Consider the following 19958-nt stretch of genomic DNA (forward strand, 5'->3'; position numbering starts at 1 on the left):
CACCCTGCAGTCTGAGGAGCAAGCCATGAGTGAAGTCCCCCGCGTACCGCTCTTGATCGGCGGCAAACTGGTGCAGTCCAAGACCACCGAATGGCGCGACGTGATCAATCCCGCCACGCAGGAAGTCGTGGCGCAAGTGCCGTTCGCCACTCGCGAAGAGCTGGATCTCGCCGTGGCCAATGCCAAGGAAGCCTTCCAGACCTGGCGCAACAGCGGGCAGGGCGCGCGCATGCGCGTGATGCTCAAGCTGCAGCAACTGCTGCGCGACAACACGACCAAGCTCGCCGAAATGATCACGCGCGAGCACGGCAAGACGCTGCCCGACGCCGAGGGCGAGGTCGGCCGCGGGCTCGAAGTGGTCGAGCACGCGTGCTCGATCGCGAACCTGCAGCTGGGCGAATACGCCGAGAACGCGGCCGGCGGCATCGACGTCTACACGCTGATCCAGCCGCTGGGCGTGTGCGCCGGCATCACGGCGTTCAATTTCCCGGTGATGCTGCCGTGCTTCATGTTCCCGATCGCGGTGGCCTGCGGCAACACCTTCGTGCTCAAGCCCTCCGAGCAGGATCCCACGGCCTCGCTGTTCCTGGCACAGCTCGCGCTCGAGGCGGGCCTGCCGCCGGGCGTGCTCAACGTGGTGCATGGCGGGCCCGATATCGCCAATGGCCTGTGCGAGCATCCGGACATCAAGGCGGTGTCCTTCATCGGCTCGACGCGCGTGGGCACCGAGATCTACAACCGCGCCTCCAACGCGGGCAAGCGCTGCCAATCGATGATGGGTGCGAAGAACCACTGCGTGGTGTTGCCGGATGCCGATCCCGAGGTCGCGCTCAACCAGCTGGTCGGCGCCGCCTTCGGTGCGGCCGGTCAGCGCTGCATGGCCACCTCGGTGGCGGTGCTGGTGGGCGAGGCACGCAACTGGCTGCCCGATTTCGTGGAGCGCTCGCGCAAGCTCAAGGTCAACAATGGCACCGATCGCCAGGCCGATCTCGGCCCGCTCGTGTCCCCGAACGCCAAGAAGCGTGTCGAGGGCCTGATCCAGCAGGGCGTGGATGAAGGCGCCAAGCTGCTGCTCGACGGCCGCAACATCCAGGTGTCGGGCTTCGAGTCGGGCAACTTCGTCGGCCCCACGATCTTCGACGGCGTGACCGACGAAATGACGATCTACCGCGAAGAGATTTTCGGGCCGGTGCTGTGCGTGGTGGGCGTCGAAACGCTCGAAGACGCGGTCGCGTTCATCAATCGCAATCCCAATGGCAACGGCGTCGCGCTGTTCACCCAGGACGGGGGCGCCGCCCGCTACTTCCAGAACAACATCGACGTGGGGCAGGTCGGCATCAACATCCCGATCCCGGTGCCGGTGGCCTGGTTCAGCTTCACGGGCTCGCGCGGCTCCAAGCTGGGCGACCTGGGCCCCAACGGCAAGCAGGCGGTGCAGTTCTGGACCCAGACCAAGACGGTCACCGCGCGCTGGTCCGCCCACGGCCGCTCCGTCAACACCACGATTTCCATGCGCTGATCCCGTCCGTCGCGTGAGGGAATGACGCGCGGGGCCGGACCGGAGGCGGTCCGGCCCCGCGCTTTTGTACTGGCGTCGGCGCCACGCTCGAGCGCGGCATGGCCGCGGCGGGCACGGCGCCGCGGCTGCCCGATACACGGAGGGTCCGTCCCGCAATCTTAAGCGTCCCTGCTAAGTAAATGCTTATAAGTTATATAGACTGCGTTCTATATTACCTATAATCAGCTCCTGTCATCAGGGGCCTCACATGAACCTTCAACAATTCCGCTTTGTGCGGGAGACCATCCGCCGGGACTTCAATCTGACCGAAGCCGCGCGCATGCTCTACACGTCGCAGCCCGGCGTTTCGAAGGCCATCATCGAGTTCGAAGACGAACTTGGCATCAAGATCTTCGAACGGCACGGCAAGCGGATCAAGGGTCTGACCAAACCCGGTCTGGCCGTGTCGCAGGTGATCGACCGCATCATGCGCGAAGTCGATAACCTCAAAAAAGTCAGCGATGAATTCGCCCGCCGCGACGAAGGCGGGCTGGTGATCGCGTGCACGCACACGCAGGCGCGCTACCTGCTGCCGCGCGTGATCCCCGCGTTCCGCAAGCAATTCCCCAAGGTGCACCTGTCGCTCGCCGAAGGCAGCCCGTCGCAGCTGGCCGAAATGGTGCTGCACGAACAGGCCGACCTGGCGCTGGCGACCGAGTCGCTCGCGCTGACGCCGGGTCTGGCGACCTTGCCGGTGTACGCGTGGGAACACACCGTGGTGGTGCGGCCGGATCATCCGCTCGCGGAGCTGACCTCGAGCGCCGCCAAGCGCATCACGCTGTCGCAGCTGGCCGAATACCCCATCGTGACCTACGACCGCGCCTTCACCGGGCGGACCACGATCGACGAGGTATTCGCCAGCCAGGGCGTGCACCCCGACATCGTGCTCGAGGCGATCGACGCCGACGTGATCAAGACCTACGTCGACGTGGGACTGGGCATCGGCATCATCGCCGGGGTCGCCTACGATCCCCGCCGCGACAGCAACCTGGTGGGCCTGCCGGTCGGCCATCTGTTCGGCACCCACACCACGCGGGTCGGCGTGAAGGCCGGCGTGTTCCTGCGCGACTACGTGTACACCTTCCTGGAGATGCTGGCGCCCGCGCTCACCCGCCAGGTCGTGACCGACGCCGTCCAGGGCGTGCCGCGCTGATCGCGGGTCCGACGACGAAAGCCGCCCTCACGGGCGGTTTTTTTTGCTCTCTTTCGACATGGGGAGAGGGCGGGGCGCGGGCGTTCCTATGCGTATCGAGGGGGCGATTGAAAGAATTAAATAAGAATAAGTGTTATTTCGGTTGAAGGCATCAATGGGAATCATTATCATTAATTCCAATTCAACGACGGACGAGGTTCATCATGGTCGCAGGGCTCAGCGCAGTAGTGGTGGGTGCCGACAGGCTAGGCAACATCCCGGATTTGCTCCGGGGGCACAACATTTCGATCACGCATCACATCAGCGGCCGCGACCCGTCGCACCAGAAGAAGACCCTGCAGCTGCCTTCGGGCACGCAACTGGTCATTCTGCTGACCGATTTCCTCGGCCATAACGTCATGAAGACCTTCCGCAATGCGGCCCAGCGCGGCGGCATTCGCGTCGTCGCTTGTCGACGCTCGGTCTGCAGCATGCAGCAGGCGCTGCAGCAATGCGGACTGTGCGCCAACAGCGCGAACTGCCCCAACAAGGGCAAGCCGAACTGATCGCCGGGGCGCAGCCCCATCGGGGGAGCGCGCGCACCGCGCCGCATCCACCGCCTCGTCGTCTTATCCTCTTTTGCCGCCGGAAGGCCAGTACGTCGCTCAGTGCGCGCCCCTTGCCGGGCCGCACGCGGCGCCCGCCCTCGCGGCGGACGCCGTGAGCTGAAGCGGCGGCTGAGTCAGCCGTCTTTTTGGGGCATCGCCGGAAGATTCCGGCGATGCCTTTTTTGTTGTGGGATGCCGTTTTGTCTTGGGACGGCCCAGCGACAGCAGAACGCCCCCACGCGGCGCCTTCGGCTTGCTGCCCCCCGAGGGGGCCGTTTTTGTCTTGGGACGGCCCAGCGACAAAAAAGCGCCTCGAGGGCGCTCTTTTGTGGGGCGTGCTGTGCCTCAGTTGCGCGAGGCGCGGGCGGAGGCGAGCAGGGCGCCGTCGATCCGGCGGGCGCCGTTGTAGCGCTTGGACCAGTAGGCCATGGTCATGTTCTCGACGCGGACCACGCCGCCGGCGCTGGGCGAGTGCACGAAGCGGTCGTCGCCCATGTAGATGCCCACGTGCGAGTAGCGACGGCCGAGCGTGTTGAAGAACACCAGGTCGCCCGGGCGCAGCTCTTTTTTGTCGATGCTGGTCGACGTGCGGGCCATCTCGGCGGAGTTGCGTGGCAGCTTCACGCCCAGCGAGCGCTCGACCGACCAGACCACGAAGCCGCTGCAATCAAAGCCGGTGTCGGGCGTGTTGCCGCCGAAGCGATAGCGCACACCCAGCTGGTTGAGGGCTTCGGCCACGAGCACGCTGTCGGTGCCGAACGGCGCCTGGACTTCGCGTTGGCGTTCGCGCTTGAGCTTGTGCGTGACGAGCAGGCCGATCGGATCGTCGGCCGTGGCCACCCAGTCGGTTTCGTAGGGATCGATCTCGGAGCTGTACGCGAACGAGTTCGTTTTATTCGATGCGGTACCGGCACAACCCACGAGCCCGGCTACACAACATGCGGCCGCCAGCAGACGCAAGCTACGCTGCGCGTGGCGGGAGAGGATGTCAGGTAGCGCGAGGGTGGAGTGTCGATGCATGCTCGCCGTAACCAGGGATGTCGGGGACAGTTCCCTGGAGTGAAAGAAAAATTTTCAAGGAGTTTACCAAACCTATCGTGACGATAGGATGGCAAAAAGCACCCTTTCGGTGCGCTTTTTAGCGGAATCGTCAGACGGACCTCGGGGAATCCCCGGGTCCCGGGGCAAGCCTCACGCAAGCTTTTGCGCTGAGAATCCCCAGAGGTAAAACCGAGTTGCCCGAGAGCTAACGGACCATACCAGGAGACTGCAATGAAGAGAACCCGGGATTTCCATTACCGTTCTATTCAAGATAGTAACAATTTTTGGCGCGAGGAAGCGGAACGGATTCACTGGGAGAAACCTTTCGACGAGGTTCTGGACTTTTCCCGGCCGCCCTTCGCCAAGTGGTTCGTTGGGGGACGTACCAATCTCTGCTACAACGCGGTCGATCGCTGGTTGCCCCAGCAGGCCGACCGCCCGGCACTCATCTGGGAGTCGACCGAGGTCGACCAGCAGCGGACCTACACGCGCCAGCAGCTGTTCGAGGAGGTCAACGCGGTCGCGGCGATGCTGCAGTCGCTGGGGGTGGGCGAGGGCGATCGCGTGCTGCTGTACATGCCGATGGTGCCGCAGGCCGTCTTCACGATGCTGGCGTGTGCGCGCATCGGCGCCGTGCATTCCGTGGTGTTCGGGGGCTTCGCGTCGGTAAATCTGGCGCAGCGCATCGACGACGCGGCGCCCAAGGTGGTGGTGTGCACCGACGGCGGCTCGCGCGGCGGCAAGGTGGTGGCCTACAAACCGCTGCTGGACCGGGCGCTCGCGCTGGCCAAGAGCCCGCCCGCGCATGTGGTGATGTTCGACCGGGGGCTGGTGGAGGTCGAGCGGCAGCCCGAGCGCGACCTCGATTACGCGACGCTGCGTGCGCGCCACGAGGGGGCCCGCGTGCCCGTCACCTGGCTCGAATCGTCCGCGCCGAGCTATATCCTGTACACCTCCGGCACCACCGGCCGGCCCAAGGGCGTGCAACGCGACACGGGCGGCTATGCCGTGGCGCTGGCCGCCTCGATGGAATACCTGTTCGACGGCGCGCCGGGCGACACCTACTTCTGCACCAGCGACATCGGCTGGGTGGTCGGTCATTCGTACATCGTCTACGGCCCCCTGATCGGCGGGCAGGCCACCTTGCTCTATGAAGGCACGCCGGTGCGTCCGGATGGCGGCATTCTGTGGCGGCTGGTCGAGCGCTATCGCGTCAATACGCTTTTTTCGGCCCCGACCGCGGTGCGGGTGCTCAAGCGCCAGGACCCCGCGCTGCTCAAGCAGTACGACCTGTCCTCGCTGCGCGCCGTGTATCTGGCCGGCGAGCCGCTCGACGAGCCGACCGCCGAGTGGATCTCGCAGGGCCTGGGCAAGCCCATCATCGACAACTACTGGCAGACCGAGTCGGGCTGGCCGATCCTGTCCGCGCAACCCGGCGTGGAGCGCGTGCCCACGCGCTTCGGCAGTCCGTCGTTCCCGGTGTACGGCTTCGATGTGCGCATCGTGAGCGAGACGGACGGTCGCGACCTGGGGCCCGACGAGAAAGGGGTGGTGGCCATCGTGCCGCCGCTGCCGCCGGGCGCGATGAGCACGATCTGGGGCGACGACGAGCGTTTCGTGCAGACCTACTTCACGTCGGTGCCCGGCCGTCAGCTGTATTCCACCTTCGATTGGGGGCGGGTCGACGCCGACGGGTACTGGTTCATTCTCGGACGCACCGACGACGTGATCAACGTGGCCGGGCACCGCCTCGGAACGCGCGAGATCGAGGAGTCGATCAACAGCCATACGGGCGTGGCGGAATGCGCCGTCGTGGGTGTGTCCGATAGTTTGAAAGGGCAGGTCGCGATGGCATTCGTGGTGCTAAAGTCGCCCGAGCAGGCGGAGGGCCAGGACCGTGCCACCGCGCTGGAAGGCGATATCATGCGGCTGGTGGAAGATCAGCTCGGCGCGGTGGCGCGGCCGGCCCGGATCCGGTTCGTGGGGGCCTTGCCCAAAACGCGTTCCGGCAAGGTGCTGCGGCGCGCGATCGTGGCGGTCTGCGAAGGCCGCGATCCCGGCGATCTCACCACCATCGAAGATCCTGTCGCCCTCGAACACATCAAGGAATCGCTGCAATGAAAACCAAACCCGTGCTGGTCGCGGAAGACGTCAAGAAGATCCTCGCGGCCGCCGAAGCGCATGCGCTGGCCAACAAATGGGCGGTCTCCATCGCCGTGGTCGACGATGGCGGCCACCTGCTGGGCATGCTGCGCGGTGATGGCGCGGCGCCGATTTCCTCGCACATCGCACCGGCCAAGGCCCGCACCGCGGCACTCGGCCGCCGCGAGTCGCGCATCTACGAAGAAATCATCAACAACGGCCGTTACTCGTTCCTGTCCGCCCCGTCGATCGAAGGCATGCTCGAAGGCGGCGTGCCGATTCAGGCCAATGGCGAGACCCTCGGCGCGGTCGGTGTGTCGGGCGTCAAGTCCACCGAAGACGCTGAAATCGCCCGTGCGGGCATCGCGGCGATCGGTTTGTGAGCCCAACCACCGGCGCGAGTGAGGCGCTGCCCCGCGCGGGCAGCGCGCTCAACCCCGGCGTAACGCGCCGCGAGGTCTGGGCCTGGGCGATGTACGACTTCGCCAATTCCGGCTACACCACCGTCATTCTCACGACGGTGTTCAGCACCTATTTCGTCAGCGTAGTGGGGGGCCGGGCGCCCTGGGCCACGCTGGCCTGGACCGCGGCGCTGTCCGTCTCCTATCTGGCCATCATGCTGACCATGCCCACGCTGGGCGCCCGCGCCGATGCGCGCGCGTCCAAGCGCAGGCTGCTCTACACCAGCACGCTGGGCTGCGTCCTGGCCACGCTGGTCCTGACCCAGGCCGGGCCGGGCGACGTGTGGCTGGCGCTGGCCGCGATCGCCATCTCCAATTACTGCTACTGCGTCGGCGAATCGGTGATAGCCGCGTTCCTGCCCGAACTGGCGCGCCCCCATGCGCTGGGCCGGGTGTCCGGCTGGGGCTGGAGCTTCGGCTATTGCGGCGGCATGCTCACGCTCGGCCTGTCGCTGGCGCTGGTCATGTGGGGCGAAGCGCGCGGTCTGGGCGCCACCGATTACGTGCCGTGGGTGATCGTGATCACCGCGGTGATGTTCGGCCTGTCGGCATTGCCCTCTTTCTTCTTCCTGCGGGAGCGGGCCGTGCCCCACGCGGCCACGCTGCAGGCGCCCAATATGCTGGGCCGTCTGGCGCGCTCGTGGCGCGAAACCGGCGAACACTATCCCGAGTTTCGCGGCCTGTTGTTGTGCGGCGCCTGCTATCAGGCGGGTATTGCCGTGGTCGTGACGCTGGCCGCCGTGTATGCGGAGCAGGTCATGGGCTTCACGATGCCGCAGATCATGATGCTGGTGTTCACTGTCAACATCGGCGCGGCGCTCGGTGCCTTCAGCTTCGGTTATGTGCAGGATCGCATCGGCCACAAGCGGGCGCTGGCGATCACGCTTGTCGGCTGGATCGTGATGGTGATCGTCGCGTATCTCGCCGTCACCGTCGCCGTGTTCTGGGTGGCCGCCGTGCTTGCGGGCTTGTGCATGGGCACGAGCCAGAGCGCCGGGCGCGCCATGACCGGCGCGCTGGCGCCCGAAGGCCGCCTCGCCGAGTTCTTCGCGCTCTGGACCTTCGCCATTCAGCTGGCCGCGGTCGTGGGGCCGCTCACCTATGGCCTGGTCACCTGGGTCACCGTGGGCAATCATCGTCTGGCCATCCTGATCACCGGGCTCTTCTTCGTGGGCGGCCTGTTGCTGCTGTCGCGCGTGGATGTCGCTCGCGGTCTCGCGCGGCGTCACGCGTCGGCGACCTGAAACGCGTATCGCGTTCGCGGCCCGGTGTGCAACGCGCCGGGCCGTTCAAGCAGCGGTGAGGCACGACTGCTATCCTAGTGACTTGGCCCACCATGCGGCACTTGTTTTTTGCTGCGCTGCGTCGCGGCGAGAGCGTAAGGTGCCAGTAAGAGCATGGCGATACGGTTGCGTGTCGGCAAAAACGGCAGCACCAAAATCACTATTCGGAGACAAAACCATGTCGAATGCCATCCAATCCGTGCTGGTCGAAACCCGCGTGTTTCCGCCGCCCGAGCAGGCCGTCAAAGGCGCTGCGATTTCCGGCATGGAGGCCTACCGCGCCCTCTGCCAGGAAGCCGAACAAGATTTCGACGGGTTCTGGTCGCGCCATGCGCGCGAGAACCTGCAATGGACCAAGCCGTTCACCCAGGTGCTCGATGAGAGCAACGCGCCGTTCTACCGCTGGTTCGGCGACGGCGAGCTCAACGTCTCGGCCAACTGCCTCGACGTGCACCTGACCAACGGCAACGCCGACAAGACCGCCATCATCTTCGAGTCCGACGATGGCAAGAGCGTCAAGGTCAGCTACCGCGAATTGCTGGCGCGGGTGTGCCGCTTCGCCAATGGGCTGAAGTCGCTCGGCTACAAGAAGGGCGACCGCGCCATCATCTACATGCCCATGTCCATCGAGGCGGTCGTCGCGATGCAGGCATGTGCCCGCCTGGGCGTGACGCACTCGGTCGTGTTCGGCGGCTTCTCGGCCAAGAGCCTGCAGGAGCGCATCGTCGACGTGGGCGCCTCGCTCGTCATCACCGCCGATGAGCAGGTGCGCGGCGGCAAGACGATCCCGCTCAAGCCCGCCGTCGAGGATGCCTTCGCGATGGGTGGCTGCGAGGCCGTGAAGCAGGTCGTGGTCTACCGCCGCACCGGTGGCAAGGTCGCCTGGACCGAGGGCCGCGACCTGTGGATGCACGACGTCGAATCCGGCCAGGCCGATACCTGCGAACCGGTGCCGGTCGAAGCCGAGCATCCGCTCTTCATCCTCTACACGTCGGGTTCCACGGGCAAGCCCAAGGGCGTGCAGCACGCCTCCGCCGGCTATCTGCTGTGGTCGCTGCTCACGGTCAAATGGACCTTCGATGCGCGCGCCGACGACGTGTACTGGTGCACGGCCGACGTGGGCTGGATCACGGGCCACACCTACATCACCTATGGTCCGCTGGCCGCCGGCCTGACCCAGGTCGTGTTCGAAGGCGTGCCCACCTATCCGGACGCCGGTCGCTTCTGGGACATGATCGCGCGCCACAAGGTGTCGGTGTTCTACACCGCGCCCACGGCCATCCGGTCGCTCATCAAGGCTGCCGAAGCCACGCCGGCCACCCATCCGAAGAACTACGCGCTCGATTCGCTGCGCATCATCGGCACGGTCGGCGAACCGATCAATCCCGAAGCCTGGATCTGGTATCACAAGAACGTTGGCCGCGAACGCTGCCCGATCGTGGATACCTGGTGGCAGACCGAGACCGGCGGCCACATGATCACGCCGCTGCCGGGCGCCACGCCGCTCAAGCCGGGTTCGTGCACGCTGCCGCTGCCGGGGATCACCGCGGCGATCGTCGACGAGACCGGCGGCGACGTCGAGCAGGGCAATGGCGGCTTCCTGGTGATCAAGCGGCCCTGGCCCGCCATGATCCGCACCATCTGGGGCGATCCGGAGCGCTTCAAGAAGAGCTACTTCCCGCCCGAGCTGCGCGGTTATTACCTCGCGGGCGATGGCGCGCAGCGCGACGCCGACGGCTACTTCTGGATCATGGGCCGCATCGACGACGTCCTCAACGTCTCGGGCCATCGCCTGGGCACGATGGAGGTGGAGTCGGCGCTGGTGGCGCACGAGCTGGTGGCCGAGGCGGCCGTGGTGGGCCGTCCCGACGACACCACCGGCGAGGCGGTGGTCGCCTTCGTGGTGCTCAAGCGCGCGCGGCCCGAGGGCGAAGAGGCGCAGCAGATCGCCAAGCTGCTACGCGATCACGTGGCCAAGGAGATCGGCCCGATCGCCAAGCCCAAGGACATCCGCTTCGGCGACAACCTGCCCAAGACCCGGTCGGGCAAGATCATGCGCCGCCTGCTGCGCGTGGTCGCCAAGGGCGAAGAGGTCACCCAGGACGTGTCCACGCTCGAAAACCCCGCGATCCTCGAACAGCTCGCCAAATCGTTGTAAACGCAACCTGTCGCGCCCGCGCCTGTTCGGCTGGCGCACCGCGACAGGCGCATAATGCAAAACCTGCACGGAATCCCCGTGCAGGTTTTTTTTTGCGATTTTTTTTTTTTGTGGGGGGGCAGGGTGTGAATCGCGGGGGATTTGACCGTACGGGGCTGGCTCTGATGTTGAGCACCGTCCTGGTGTGGGCGGGCAGCTGGATCGCCATGAAGCTCGTCGTGCCGTATATCGGCCCCTACGATTTCGTGGTGGTGAGATATCTCAGCGGCGCGGCCGTGCTGTTCGTGGTGCTGGTGTGCACCGGCCGCCCGCTCGCCATGCCACCCTGGAAGCTCACGCTCGCGGTCGGCCTGAGCCAGACCGCGGCCTTTCAGGGCTTCGTCCAGACGGCGCTGGTAACGGGCGGCGTCGGCAAGGTCTCGCTCATGGCCTACACGATGCCGTTCTGGGTGGTGCTGCTGGCCTGGGCCATTCTGGGCGAGCGCCCCGGCTGGCGTCATTGGGCGGGCATCGCGCTGGCCGGCGCCGGCCTGGTGCTGTTCGTGCAGCCCTGGGCGGGCATGGGCGACCTCGGCACCGTGCTGCTGGGCGTGGCCAGCGGTTTCTGCTGGGGCCTGGGTACGGTATTGTCCAAGCGCATGTTCGAGACGCATCGGCCCGATATCATCACGTTCACCGCATGGCAGATGCTGATCGGCGGTCTGGCGATCACGCCGGTGGCCTGGCTCGTGCCGCAGATCGAAGCGCAGTGGGGCTGGCAGCTCTGGACCGGCATGAGCTATATCGTGCTCGTGGCCTCGGCGCTGGCGTGGCTGCTGTGGCTGGCGGTCGTGCGGCGGCTGCCGGCGTCGGTGGCGGGCCTGTCCAGCCTGGGCGTGCCGGTCGTGGCGATGCTGCTCGCCTGGCTGATCCTGCATGAACAACCCCATGGCGCCGAGTTGGGCGGCATGGCACTCATCCTGACCGGTATTCTGGTCGTGAGCCGAGCGGCTCGCGCCTGACGCCGGCTTTTGACTGGCAACAGATTCGACAAGGAACGACGATGATCGACTTACGCAGTGACACCGTGACCCGCCCGACCGCCGCCATGCGCGAGGCCATGCTGAACGCGCCGGTGGGCGATGACGTGATGGGCGATGATCCGAGTGTGCGCGATCTCGAGGCGGCGGTCGCCGAGCGCGCCGGCAAAGAGGCCGGCCTCTACTGCCCGTCCGGCACCCAGAGCAACCTGGTGGGCCTCATGGCGCATTGTGGCCGCGGCGACGAATACCTGGTGGGCCAGCTCGCGCACACCTACAAATACGAAGGCGGCGGCGCCGCCGTGCTGGGCAGCATTCAGCCGCAGCCCATCGAGCACGCCGCCGACGGCACGCTGCCGCTCGAGAAGCTGGCCGCCGCCATCAAGCCGGTGGGCGATCCGCACTACGCGCGCACCCGCCTGCTGGCGCTCGAGAATACCTTTCACGGCAAGGTGATCCCGCAGGACTACATTGTGCGTGCGGCCGCGTTCGCGCGCGAACATGGTCTGGGCGTGCACCTCGACGGCGCGCGCGTGTTGAACGCCTCGGTGGCCACCGGCCTGGACCTGCGCACCCTATGCGAACCCTTCGACAGCGTCTCGATCTGCTTTTCCAAGGGGCTGGGCGCGCCGGTCGGGTCGGTACTGGTAGGCAGCCGCGAGCTGATCGCGCAGGCGCGCCGTTGGCGCAAGGTCGTGGGTGGCGGGATGCGGCAGGCCGGCATGCTGGCCGCCGCGTGCCATTACGCCTTGGACCATCACGTGGCGCGTCTGGCCGACGATCACGCCAATGCCGCGGCCCTGGCCGAAGGCCTGCGTGCGATCGACGGCGTGCGCGTGGTCTCGCAGCAGACCAACATGGTGTTCGTCGAGTTCGAGCCTGCACGTTGCGAGGGCCTGCAGGCGGCGCTGGACGGGCAGGGGATCAAAATGCGGGCGGTCTACGGCGGCCCGACCCGGCTCGTCACGCACCTGGACGTGAGCGCGGACGACATCCGCCGCGTGGTGCGCGCCGTGGCCGATTATTGCTCGACCGCCGGGCGCTGACCGGCAAGAGCAGGTTCAGGCGTGAGCGGCGCGGCTGTCGGCCGGCGCCTGCTCACGCGCCTCCATCCCGTAGTCGCGGATCACGCTCGCAATGCGCAGCCGGTAGTCGGCAAATACACCGGACCGCCCCGCGGCCTGCGCCGCGCGATGTTCGGCGCGATTGCGCCAGGCCTGCACGGCGGCCTCGTCGCGCCAGAACGAGAGCGACAGGATCTTTCCCGGCGTGCTCAGGCTCTGAAAGCGCTCCACCGAAATGAAGCCGTCCATCTCACGCAGATGAGGCACCAGCCCGGCGGCGATGTCGAGGTAGGTGTCGCGCTGGCCCTCGGCGGGCACGACTTCGAAGATGACGGCAATCATGGGAGCTCCAGGTCAGGCGGGTGGCGCGGGCACGATCCGGCGCACGGGATCAGCGCAAGTATCGAGGGCCGGCCCGGCGCACGCTTCGATGCGCCTCGAAGCGTGGATGCCGTGAGCCGTGCCCACACCCGGCGCGCCCGCCGGTGCGTGCCGCGGCGCCAGGCCAGGGCAGGGCGCGTCAGGCGCCCGCGTCGATCAGCGCGCGATAGCCTTCGCGCGAATCGGGCCACGCGAGCGTCAGGCCGGAGGCGCGCAGGCGCGCGTTGCTCATGCGTTTGCTTCCCACGCCGGCCGGCGCGGGGCCGTCAGGTGGAACGGGGGCGCCGAGCAGCTGGGCGAGATGGGCATAGAGCACGTCGAGTGGCAGCGGCGTGTCGTCCGCACCGAGGTAGCAGGGTTGCACCTGCGGCAGGTGCAGCAGATGCGCCACCGCGGCGGCCGCATCGTCGATGTGAATCCGGTTGGCCCAGTGCGGCGGTGTGCGGGGCGCGGCCGCGCTGCCGGCTCGCAGGCGCTGCAGCAGCTGGACGCGGCCGGGACCGTACAGCCCGGACAGGCGCAGCGATACGGTCTCGAACGGTTGCGCGTGCAACCACGTCTCGGCCTCGAGCAGAATGCGGCCGTTGAACCCCTGCGGCGCCTCGGGCGTGGTTTCGTCGATCCATTCGCCATCATGGCCGCCGTAGACGGCGCTCGACGACACAAACAGCACGCGCTCGAGCGCGGCGGCGTCGAGCGCCGCCAGCAGATTGGCCAGGCCATCGATGAACACCGCGCGGTAACGCTCCGGTTCGCGGCCGCCCGGCGTGGGCAGGTAGGCCACGCGCGAGATGCCCTTCGGCAGCTGCGCGAGACTGGCCGGGTCGGCGAGGTCGGCGGCGATCCAGCGGATGCCGGCCGGTGCGCCGGCCGGCGGGTTGCGCCGCAGCGCCCAGACCTCGTCGCCGCGCGCGATCAGGCGCTGCGCCGCGCGCATGCCGAGATCGCCACAACCCGCCAGCAATATCCGTTCAGTCATTTTGTCACTCCAAATAAGGGCGAGGCCGCCCGCCGGGCAGGCTGCTGGCGCTGAAAACAAAACGCCTGCCGGATCGGTGACCCGGCAGGCGCTGATACGTGGGCGCGAGCGCCCGCGTCACATGCCGTTGTACACCGGACCTTCGCCGCCCTGCGGAGCGACCCAGACGATATTCTGCTTGGGATCCTTGATGTCGCAGGTCTTGCAGTGCACGCAGTTCTGCGCGTTGATCTGCAGACGATCGGCGCCGTGGTCATCCTTGATGAACTCGTACACGCCGGCCGGACAGTAGCGGGCCTCGGGGCCGCCATAGGTGGCCAGGTTGACCGCGACCGGGATGGTGGGGTCCTTGAGCGTCAGGTGGATCGGCTCGTTTTCTTCGTGGTTGGTATTCGAGATGAACACCGAACCCAGGCGATCGAAGGTGAGCTTGCCATCCGGCTTCGGGTAGTCGATGCGTGCGCATTGCGAGGCGGGCTGCAGACAGGCGTGGTCCGGCTTGTTGTTGCGCAGCGACCAGGGCATCTTGCCCTTGAACAGCAGCTGTTCGATGCCGGTCATGAGCACGCCCACGGTGCGGCCCTTCTTGAACCACTGCTTGAAGTTGCGCGCCTTGTTCAGTTCGGCGTGCAGCCACGAGCTTTCGAACGCGGCCGGGTAAGCGGCCAGTTCGTCCTGGCGGCGGTCGGCGACGATCGCGTCGAAGGCGGCTTCGGCGGCCAGCATGCCCGACTTGATCGCGGCGTGGCTGCCCTTGATGCGCGATGCATTCAGGAAGCCGGCCTCACAGCCGACCATCGCGCCGCCGGGGAAGGTGAGCTTGGGCAACGCCAGCAGGCCGCCCGCCGTGATGGCGCGCGCGCCGTAGGCGATGCGCTTGCCGCCTTCGAACGTGCCGCGGATCGCGGGGTGGGTTTTGTAGCGCTGGAACTCTTCGAACGGCGACAGCCACGGGTTGGCGTAATCGAGGCCGACGATCAGGCCCACCGCCACGATGTTGTTGTCGAGGTGATAGAGGAACGAGCCGCCGTAGGTGTCGGCGTCGAGCGGCCAGCCGGCGGTGTGTACCACCAGACCGGGACGCGCCTGGGCCGGATCGACTTCCCACATTTCTTTGATGCCGATGCCGTAGCTCTGGGCGTTGCGGCCTTCGTCGAGCTTGAAGCGTTCGATCAGCTGGCGGCCGAGCTGGCCGCGCGAGCCTTCGGCGAAGATGGTGTAGCGCGCCAGCAGTTCCATGCCGGGCTGGTAATGGTCGGTGTGCGAGCCATCGCGGGCCACGCCCATGTCACCCGTGGCCACGCCGCGGACAGCGCCGGCCTCGTCATAGAGAATCTCGGCGGCGGCAAAGCCCGGGAAGATGTCGACGCCCAGCGCTTCGGCCTGCTCGCCCATCCATTGGGCGACATCGCCCAGGCGCACGATGTAATTGCCCTTGTTGTGGAAGCACTCGGGCAGCATCCACTCGGGGGTGCTGCGCGCGCCGGTCGCGCTCAGGAACAAAAACTTGTCCTGGGTGACGGGCACGTTCAGCGGCGCGCCTTTTTCTTTCCAATCGGGGATCAGCTCGGTCAGGGCGCTCGGGTCCATGACCGCGCCGGACAGAATGTGCGCGCCGATGGCCGCGCCTTTTTCCAGGACGCAGACACCGATCTCTTGATTCTTCTCGGCGGCAAGCTGCTTCAGGCGGATGGCGGTGGAGAGACCGGCAGGACCTCCGCCGACAATCACCACGTCGTATTCCATCGACTCGCGTTCAGACATTACGAAATTCCCCTCTATGTATCCTGGTCTGGCTGGCGCTATTATCAATGATTGTATTGCAGCCTGCACACAGGCTGTTTTTTTGCATATGACGACGCCGCGGAGGTCGAATCCGCGACGACGAAAGGAGTCCGGTCGATGGACCGCGCAGATGTCAGTCTCAACCCTCAACCCGGCGTGGGCGCGTCGCCCGCGGCCGCCGCGCAGACCTCGGAGCACGCGCTGCCTGTCGGTGCGATCCACCAGATCGACCTGCCGTTGCGCTGGGGCGATTCCGACGCCCTCAATCATCTGAACAACACGCTCTACTTCCGTTTGATGGAAGAGGCGCGCATGCGCATTCTCTACGACTCGGGCCTGACGCTGCCGGCCGAGCAGGGGCCGATTCTCGCGCATGCCTCGTGCGATTTTTTGCGTCCCCTCACGTACCCCGCCACCGTGCGTGTCACGCACACGCTGGCACGTCTGGGCCGCTCGAGCATGGAATTCGAACTCACGCTCGAGAAGGTCGGTGACGACGCCGGTCCGTACGCGCGCGGCCGCAATGTCCTGGTCTGGATGGACTACACCGCCAATCGGTCCGCGCCGTGGCCCGCGGAGGTGCTGGCGCAGCTCGGCGGCCAGCTGCGCTTGCAGCAATCGCGCTAGCCGGTAGAATTCGCTGCAAAGCACAAAAATATCGAGGGGGCGCGGCGCATCGCGTCGTCAGGCCTCCCGCCGATTGATTTCACACATCAACCAGGAGTTGGAGCGATGGACAAGGTATATGCAAGTGCCCAAGAGGCGCTCGCAGGCATCGTGAAAGATGGCCAGATGATCGCCGTGGGGGGCTTCGGCCTGTGCGGCATTCCCGAGGCACTGATCGCCGCGCTGCGCGACTCGGGCGTCAAAGACCTCACCTGCATCAGCAACAACGCAGGCGTCGACGGCTTCGGCCTGGGCCAGCTGCTCACCACGCGCCAGATCCGCAAGATGATCGCGTCGTACGTGGGCGAAAACAAAGAATTCGAACGCCAGTTCCTGTCGGGCGAGCTCGAGCTCGAGTTCACGCCGCAGGGCACCCTGGCCGAAAAGCTGCGCGCCGGCGGCGCGGGCATTCCCGCCTTCTTCACCCGCACCGGTGTGGGCACCATCGTGGCCGACGGCAAGGAAATCCGCGAGTTCGACGGCCAGCAATATGTGATGGAGCGCTCGCTCGCGCCCGACGTGTCGCTGGTCAAGGCGCACATCGCCGACCGCAGCGGCAATCTGGTGTTCCGCAAGACCGCCCGCAACTTCAATCCCAACGTCGCCATGGCCGGCAAGCTGACCGTGGTCGAGGTCGAGGAAATCGTTGAGACCGGCACGCTGGATCCCGATCAGGTCCATCTGCCCGGCATCTATGTGCATCGGATCGTGCTCAACACGAATCCCGAAAAGCGCATCGAGCAACGCACCACTCGCCCGGCCTAAAGGAGAACAGTCATGGCATGGACCCGCGATGAAATGGCCGCGCGTGCCGCGCGCGAGCTGCAAGACGGCTTTTACGTAAACCTGGGCATCGGACTGCCCACCCTGGTTGCCAACCACGTGCCCAAGGGCGTCGAAGTCTGGCTCCAATCCGAAAACGGCCTGCTCGGCATCGGCCCGTTTCCCACCGACGACGAGGTCGATCCCGACCTGATCAATGCGGGCAAGCAGACCGTCACCACGCTGCCGGGCTCGTCGATCTTCTCGTCGGCCGACTCGTTCGCGATGATTCGTGGCGGCAAGATCAACCTCGCCATCCTCGGCGCCATGCAGGTGTCCGAACGCGGCGACCTCGCCAACTGGATGATTCCGGGCAAGATGGTCAAGGGCATGGGCGGCGCCATGGATCTGGTGGCGGGCGTGGGCCGGGTCGTGGTGCTCATGGAGCACATCGCCAAGAAAAAAGACGGCACCGAAGACATCAAGCTGCTGCCCGAGTGCAATCTGCCGCTCACCGGCGTGGGCGTGGTCAATCTCATCATTACCGATCTCGGCGTGATGGAAGTCACCGACAACGGCCTCAAGCTGATCGAAGTGGCGCCCGGCGTCACGGTCGATGAGATCCAGGCCAAGACGGCGGCCAAGCTCGACGTCTCCGCCGTGCGCTGATCCGCACCAGGAGGCCGGGCATCCCGGTCTCCCGCGTTTTCAAAAACGCCCCGCGCGTTTTCATGAACCCCGCCAGGACGGCCGTCCGGCGGGGTTTTTGTTTGCTGCGCGCCACGGAAAAACCGGGGTCCGGCTGATTTTGTCCACCAGGCGGACGTGGGGCCGCGATGCGAGCGCACCAAAACGGTGCGATTTCGCTGGGAGACGCCTATGCACCAAAATGGGCGCAAGGGTAATCCCTAAATATTGAAAATTTATTTTCTTTCTTAAAATTCGCCGGTAAACAAATTTACATATTCGGTTTGCACCCATCGACGGCCCTGGCCGCCGTCCCGTCCACGCTTTAGCCCCCCGGCACGTTCCACCCCGCCTCCCTCGTCCCATGTCCCAGGCCGCTACTCCGATCGCCGAACGCATCGCGCGCGCCCAGCCGACTTTCAGCCGCATCCAGCATCGGATGGCCGAATACGTGCTGGCGCACCAGTTCCGCGCGGCGACCATGACGATCGACGAGTTCGCGACCGCGGTCGGCGTGTCGGTGGCGAGCGCGAATCGCTTCGCCCGGGCGCTGGATCTGCCCGGCTACCCGCAGTTTCGTGCCGAACTGGCGCGCGGCTTCGAGTCGGCGCTGGAGCCCGTGGAGAAGCTGCGGGTCGAGCTGGCGCATTCGGCCAGCGCGGTGCAGATCTTCGCGGCCACGCTCGAAGAAGACATCCGCAACGCACAGCGCACGCTGCAGACGCTGGACGCCGGCGCGTGCGAGCGCGCGGTGCAGGCCGTCATGGACGCCGAGCGCGTGTTCATCATCGGTTTTGGCGCGAGCGGCTTCCTGGCCGGCCTGCTGCAACGCGGCCTGTGCATGCATCTGCACTCGGTCGAATCGTTGGCCGGTCCCGGCGGCGTGTCGCACGCCGCCCGGCAGATGTCGCGCATGACGGACCGCGATCTGGTGATCGCGATCGGCTTCCCCCGCTATCTGGCCGACACCGTGACGCTGGCGCGTGCCGCGCAGAGCGCCGGCGTGCCGGTGCTGGTGCTGACCGACAAACCCACTTCGCCGCTGGCGCCCTGTGCCACGGTGGCCCTCTACGCACATTCGAGCCGGCAGTTGCTGTCGAACTCGGAAACCGGCGCGCTCGGACTGATCGAAGGCCTGTCGGCCGCGGTCGCGCATCGCGCCAAAAACTCTATCGAAGCCGCCGCCGGCGTGACCCAGTCGGTCATGCCCTGGCTTATCCATGGTGTTGCAGGAGCAGGAAAACGATGATTACGCCCGTGATCGCAATTCACGGTGGTGCCGGCGCGATGGCTCGCGCCGCCATGTCGCCCGAGAAAGAACAGGAATACCTGGACGCGCTGCGTCGCATCGTGGCCGCCGGCCAGCAGGTGCTGGCCGATGGAGGCTCCGCGCTGGATGCGGTGACCGAGGCCGTGCGCCTGCTCGAGGATTGCCCGCTGTTCAACGCGGGCCATGGCGCCGTGTTCACCAGCGCCGCCACGCATGAGCTCGACGCCGCCATCATGGACGGCGCCACGCTGCGTTCGGGCGCCATCGCCAACGTCAGCAACGTGCGCAATCCCGTGCTGGCCGCGCGCAAAGTCATGGAGAACAGCAAGCACGTGTTCTTCGTCGGCGCCGGCGCCGAAAACTACGCGGCGGAGCAGGGCCTCGAGATCGTCGATCCGTCGTACTTCTCGACCGAAGCCCGGCGCGAGCAGCTGCTGCGCGTGCAGCGCGAGAACCCCGACGCGGCCGTGCTGGATCACGACGGTCAGGCACTGGTCGCGCGCGGCCAGCCCGCGCCGGCCGATCCGCTGGACAGCGACAAGAAGTTCGGCACGGTGGGCGCCGTCGCGCTCGACGCGCAGGGCAACCTGGCCGCGGCCACCTCCACGGGCGGCATCACCAACAAGCAGGTCGGCCGGGTCGGCGACGCGCCGCTGATCGGCGCGGGCACCTACGCCAACAACCGCACCTGCGCCGTGTCGACCACGGGCACCGGCGAGATGTTCATCCGCATGGTCTCGGCCTACGACATCTCCGCCCTCATGGAGTACACCGGCGCCAGCCTCGAGCAGGCCGCGGACCGCGTCGTGATGGAAAAACTGCCCACGATCGAGGGCAAGGGCGGCCTGGTGGCCGTCGACGCGCAGGGCAACGTTGCGTTGCCCTTCAATACCGAAGGCATGTACCGGGGTTTTGGCCGAGTGGGCCAACAACCCGAGGTGGCCATTTACCGATGACACGGT

18 protein-coding genes are annotated in these 19958 nt (G+C 66.4%); 14 read left to right on the plus strand and 4 right to left on the minus strand.

Annotated features, from left to right (window positions below):
• Positions 1-25: 25 nt before the first annotated feature.
• The 3 genes from CAL25_RS04880 (at position 26) to CAL25_RS04890 (ending at position 3256) form a co-directional block, all read left to right on the plus strand.
• The gene (locus tag CAL25_RS04880) at positions 26-1519 is read left to right on the plus strand and encodes a CoA-acylating methylmalonate-semialdehyde dehydrogenase (RefSeq protein ID WP_094798833.1); all 1494 of its coding nucleotides are present in this window, start codon (positions 26-28) and stop codon (positions 1517-1519) included.
• Between the two features lie 247 nt (positions 1520-1766).
• Positions 1767-2711 (plus strand): CysB family HTH-type transcriptional regulator, encoded by a 945-nt coding sequence (locus CAL25_RS04885; protein WP_094798834.1) that lies wholly within the window; start codon positions 1767-1769, stop codon positions 2709-2711.
• 203 nt (positions 2712-2914) lie between these two features.
• On the plus strand, positions 2915-3256 hold the full coding sequence (locus tag CAL25_RS04890) for a DUF2325 domain-containing protein (RefSeq protein WP_094798835.1): 342 nt from the start codon (positions 2915-2917) through the stop codon (positions 3254-3256).
• Positions 3257-3643: 387 nt separating this feature from the next.
• On the opposite strand, the gene CAL25_RS04895 is transcribed toward CAL25_RS04890, so the two are convergent.
• Entirely contained in the window at positions 3644-4318 is a 675-nt protein-coding gene (locus tag CAL25_RS04895) for a C40 family peptidase (RefSeq protein ID WP_094798836.1), read from the minus strand.
• Between the two features lie 252 nt (positions 4319-4570).
• On the opposite strand from CAL25_RS04895, the gene CAL25_RS04900 reads away from it, so the two are divergent.
• From CAL25_RS04900 to ltaE, 6 genes are all read left to right on the plus strand, one after another.
• The gene (locus tag CAL25_RS04900; RefSeq protein ID WP_094798837.1) at positions 4571-6460 is read left to right on the plus strand and encodes a propionate--CoA ligase; all 1890 of its coding nucleotides are present in this window, start codon (positions 4571-4573) and stop codon (positions 6458-6460) included.
• Positions 6457-6864 carry a GlcG/HbpS family heme-binding protein gene (locus CAL25_RS04905; RefSeq protein WP_094798838.1) on the plus strand — a complete coding sequence of 136 codons (408 nt, stop codon included), beginning with the start codon at positions 6457-6459 and terminating at the stop codon, positions 6862-6864. The genes CAL25_RS04900 and CAL25_RS04905 overlap by 4 nt, the downstream gene beginning before the upstream one ends.
• A gap of 89 nt (positions 6865-6953) precedes the next feature.
• Positions 6954-8186, plus strand: a complete 1233-nt coding sequence (locus CAL25_RS04910) for an MFS transporter (protein WP_170948391.1) — start codon at positions 6954-6956, stop codon at positions 8184-8186.
• A gap of 217 nt (positions 8187-8403) precedes the next feature.
• A complete protein-coding gene (gene acs, locus CAL25_RS04915) occupies positions 8404-10383 on the plus strand; it encodes an acetate--CoA ligase (RefSeq protein WP_094798840.1) in 1980 nt (659 codons plus the stop codon).
• A 125-nt stretch (positions 10384-10508) separates the two neighbouring features.
• Positions 10509-11384 carry a DMT family transporter gene (locus tag CAL25_RS04920; RefSeq protein WP_094798841.1) on the plus strand — a complete coding sequence of 292 codons (876 nt, stop codon included), beginning with the start codon at positions 10509-10511 and terminating at the stop codon, positions 11382-11384.
• A 41-nt stretch (positions 11385-11425) separates the two neighbouring features.
• Positions 11426-12448, plus strand: a complete 1023-nt coding sequence (gene ltaE / locus CAL25_RS04925; RefSeq protein WP_094798842.1) for a low-specificity L-threonine aldolase — start codon at positions 11426-11428, stop codon at positions 12446-12448.
• 15 nt (positions 12449-12463) lie between these two features.
• Here ltaE and CAL25_RS04930 read toward each other — a convergent pair whose 3' ends face one another.
• From CAL25_RS04930 to CAL25_RS04940, 3 genes are all read right to left on the minus strand, one after another.
• Positions 12464-12808: an antibiotic biosynthesis monooxygenase family protein gene (locus CAL25_RS04930; RefSeq protein WP_094798843.1), complete on the minus strand. Its 345-nt coding sequence runs from the start codon at positions 12806-12808 to the stop codon at positions 12464-12466.
• A gap of 178 nt (positions 12809-12986) precedes the next feature.
• Positions 12987-13826: an NAD-dependent epimerase/dehydratase family protein gene (locus tag CAL25_RS04935; protein ID WP_094798844.1), complete on the minus strand. Its 840-nt coding sequence runs from the start codon at positions 13824-13826 to the stop codon at positions 12987-12989.
• 117 nt (positions 13827-13943) lie between these two features.
• Positions 13944-15590 (minus strand): electron transfer flavoprotein-ubiquinone oxidoreductase, encoded by a 1647-nt coding sequence (locus tag CAL25_RS04940; protein ID WP_170948387.1) that lies wholly within the window; start codon positions 15588-15590, stop codon positions 13944-13946.
• A 138-nt stretch (positions 15591-15728) separates the two neighbouring features.
• Here CAL25_RS04940 and CAL25_RS04945 point away from each other — a divergent pair, with 138 nt between their 5' ends.
• The 5 genes from CAL25_RS04945 (at position 15729) to CAL25_RS04965 (ending at position 19952) form a co-directional block, all read left to right on the plus strand.
• Entirely contained in the window at positions 15729-16238 is a 510-nt protein-coding gene (locus CAL25_RS04945) for an acyl-CoA thioesterase (RefSeq protein ID WP_094798846.1), read from the plus strand.
• A gap of 105 nt (positions 16239-16343) precedes the next feature.
• Complete coding sequence (locus tag CAL25_RS04950) at positions 16344-17042, plus strand: CoA transferase subunit A (RefSeq protein ID WP_094798847.1); 699 nt, start codon at positions 16344-16346, stop codon at positions 17040-17042.
• A 12-nt stretch (positions 17043-17054) separates the two neighbouring features.
• Positions 17055-17708: a CoA transferase subunit B gene (locus CAL25_RS04955; protein ID WP_094798848.1), complete on the plus strand. Its 654-nt coding sequence runs from the start codon at positions 17055-17057 to the stop codon at positions 17706-17708.
• 382 nt (positions 17709-18090) lie between these two features.
• The gene (locus CAL25_RS04960) at positions 18091-18975 is read left to right on the plus strand and encodes a MurR/RpiR family transcriptional regulator (protein WP_094798849.1); all 885 of its coding nucleotides are present in this window, start codon (positions 18091-18093) and stop codon (positions 18973-18975) included.
• On the plus strand, positions 18972-19952 hold the full coding sequence (locus CAL25_RS04965; RefSeq protein WP_094798850.1) for an isoaspartyl peptidase/L-asparaginase family protein: 981 nt from the start codon (positions 18972-18974) through the stop codon (positions 19950-19952). The genes CAL25_RS04960 and CAL25_RS04965 overlap by 4 nt, the downstream gene beginning before the upstream one ends.
• The last annotated feature ends 6 nt before the right edge of the window (positions 19953-19958 follow it).

Source organism: Bordetella genomosp. 5 (assembly GCF_002261315.1).
Lineage (GTDB): Bacteria > Pseudomonadota > Gammaproteobacteria > Burkholderiales > Burkholderiaceae_B > Bordetella.

Bases quoted from the DNA above. Each gene is read 5' to 3' on its own strand.
- CAL25_RS04880 (WP_094798833.1), top strand. From the start codon at position 26: ATGAGTGAAGTCCCCCGCGTACCGCTCTTGATCGGCGGCAAACTGGTG.
- CAL25_RS04885 (WP_094798834.1), top strand. From the start codon at position 1,767: ATGAACCTTCAACAATTCCGCTTTGTGCGGGAGACCATCCGCCGGGAC.
- CAL25_RS04890 (WP_094798835.1), top strand. From the start codon at position 2,915: ATGGTCGCAGGGCTCAGCGCAGTAGTGGTGGGTGCCGACAGGCTAGGC.
- CAL25_RS04895 (WP_094798836.1), bottom strand. From the start codon at position 4,318: ATGCATCGACACTCCACCCTCGCGCTACCTGACATCCTCTCCCGCCAC.
- CAL25_RS04900 (WP_094798837.1), top strand. From the start codon at position 4,571: ATGAAGAGAACCCGGGATTTCCATTACCGTTCTATTCAAGATAGTAAC.
- CAL25_RS04905 (WP_094798838.1), top strand. From the start codon at position 6,457: ATGAAAACCAAACCCGTGCTGGTCGCGGAAGACGTCAAGAAGATCCTC.
- CAL25_RS04910 (WP_170948391.1), top strand. From the start codon at position 6,954: ATGTACGACTTCGCCAATTCCGGCTACACCACCGTCATTCTCACGACG.
- acs (WP_094798840.1), top strand. From the start codon at position 8,404: ATGTCGAATGCCATCCAATCCGTGCTGGTCGAAACCCGCGTGTTTCCG.
- ltaE (WP_094798842.1), top strand. From the start codon at position 11,426: ATGATCGACTTACGCAGTGACACCGTGACCCGCCCGACCGCCGCCATG.
- CAL25_RS04930 (WP_094798843.1), bottom strand. From the start codon at position 12,808: ATGATTGCCGTCATCTTCGAAGTCGTGCCCGCCGAGGGCCAGCGCGAC.
- CAL25_RS04935 (WP_094798844.1), bottom strand. From the start codon at position 13,826: ATGACTGAACGGATATTGCTGGCGGGTTGTGGCGATCTCGGCATGCGC.
- CAL25_RS04940 (WP_170948387.1), bottom strand. From the start codon at position 15,590: ATGTCTGAACGCGAGTCGATGGAATACGACGTGGTGATTGTCGGCGGA.
- CAL25_RS04945 (WP_094798846.1), top strand. From the start codon at position 15,729: ATGGACCGCGCAGATGTCAGTCTCAACCCTCAACCCGGCGTGGGCGCG.
- CAL25_RS04950 (WP_094798847.1), top strand. From the start codon at position 16,344: ATGGACAAGGTATATGCAAGTGCCCAAGAGGCGCTCGCAGGCATCGTG.
- CAL25_RS04955 (WP_094798848.1), top strand. From the start codon at position 17,055: ATGGCATGGACCCGCGATGAAATGGCCGCGCGTGCCGCGCGCGAGCTG.
- CAL25_RS04960 (WP_094798849.1), top strand. From the start codon at position 18,091: ATGTCCCAGGCCGCTACTCCGATCGCCGAACGCATCGCGCGCGCCCAG.
- CAL25_RS04965 (WP_094798850.1), top strand. From the start codon at position 18,972: ATGATTACGCCCGTGATCGCAATTCACGGTGGTGCCGGCGCGATGGCT.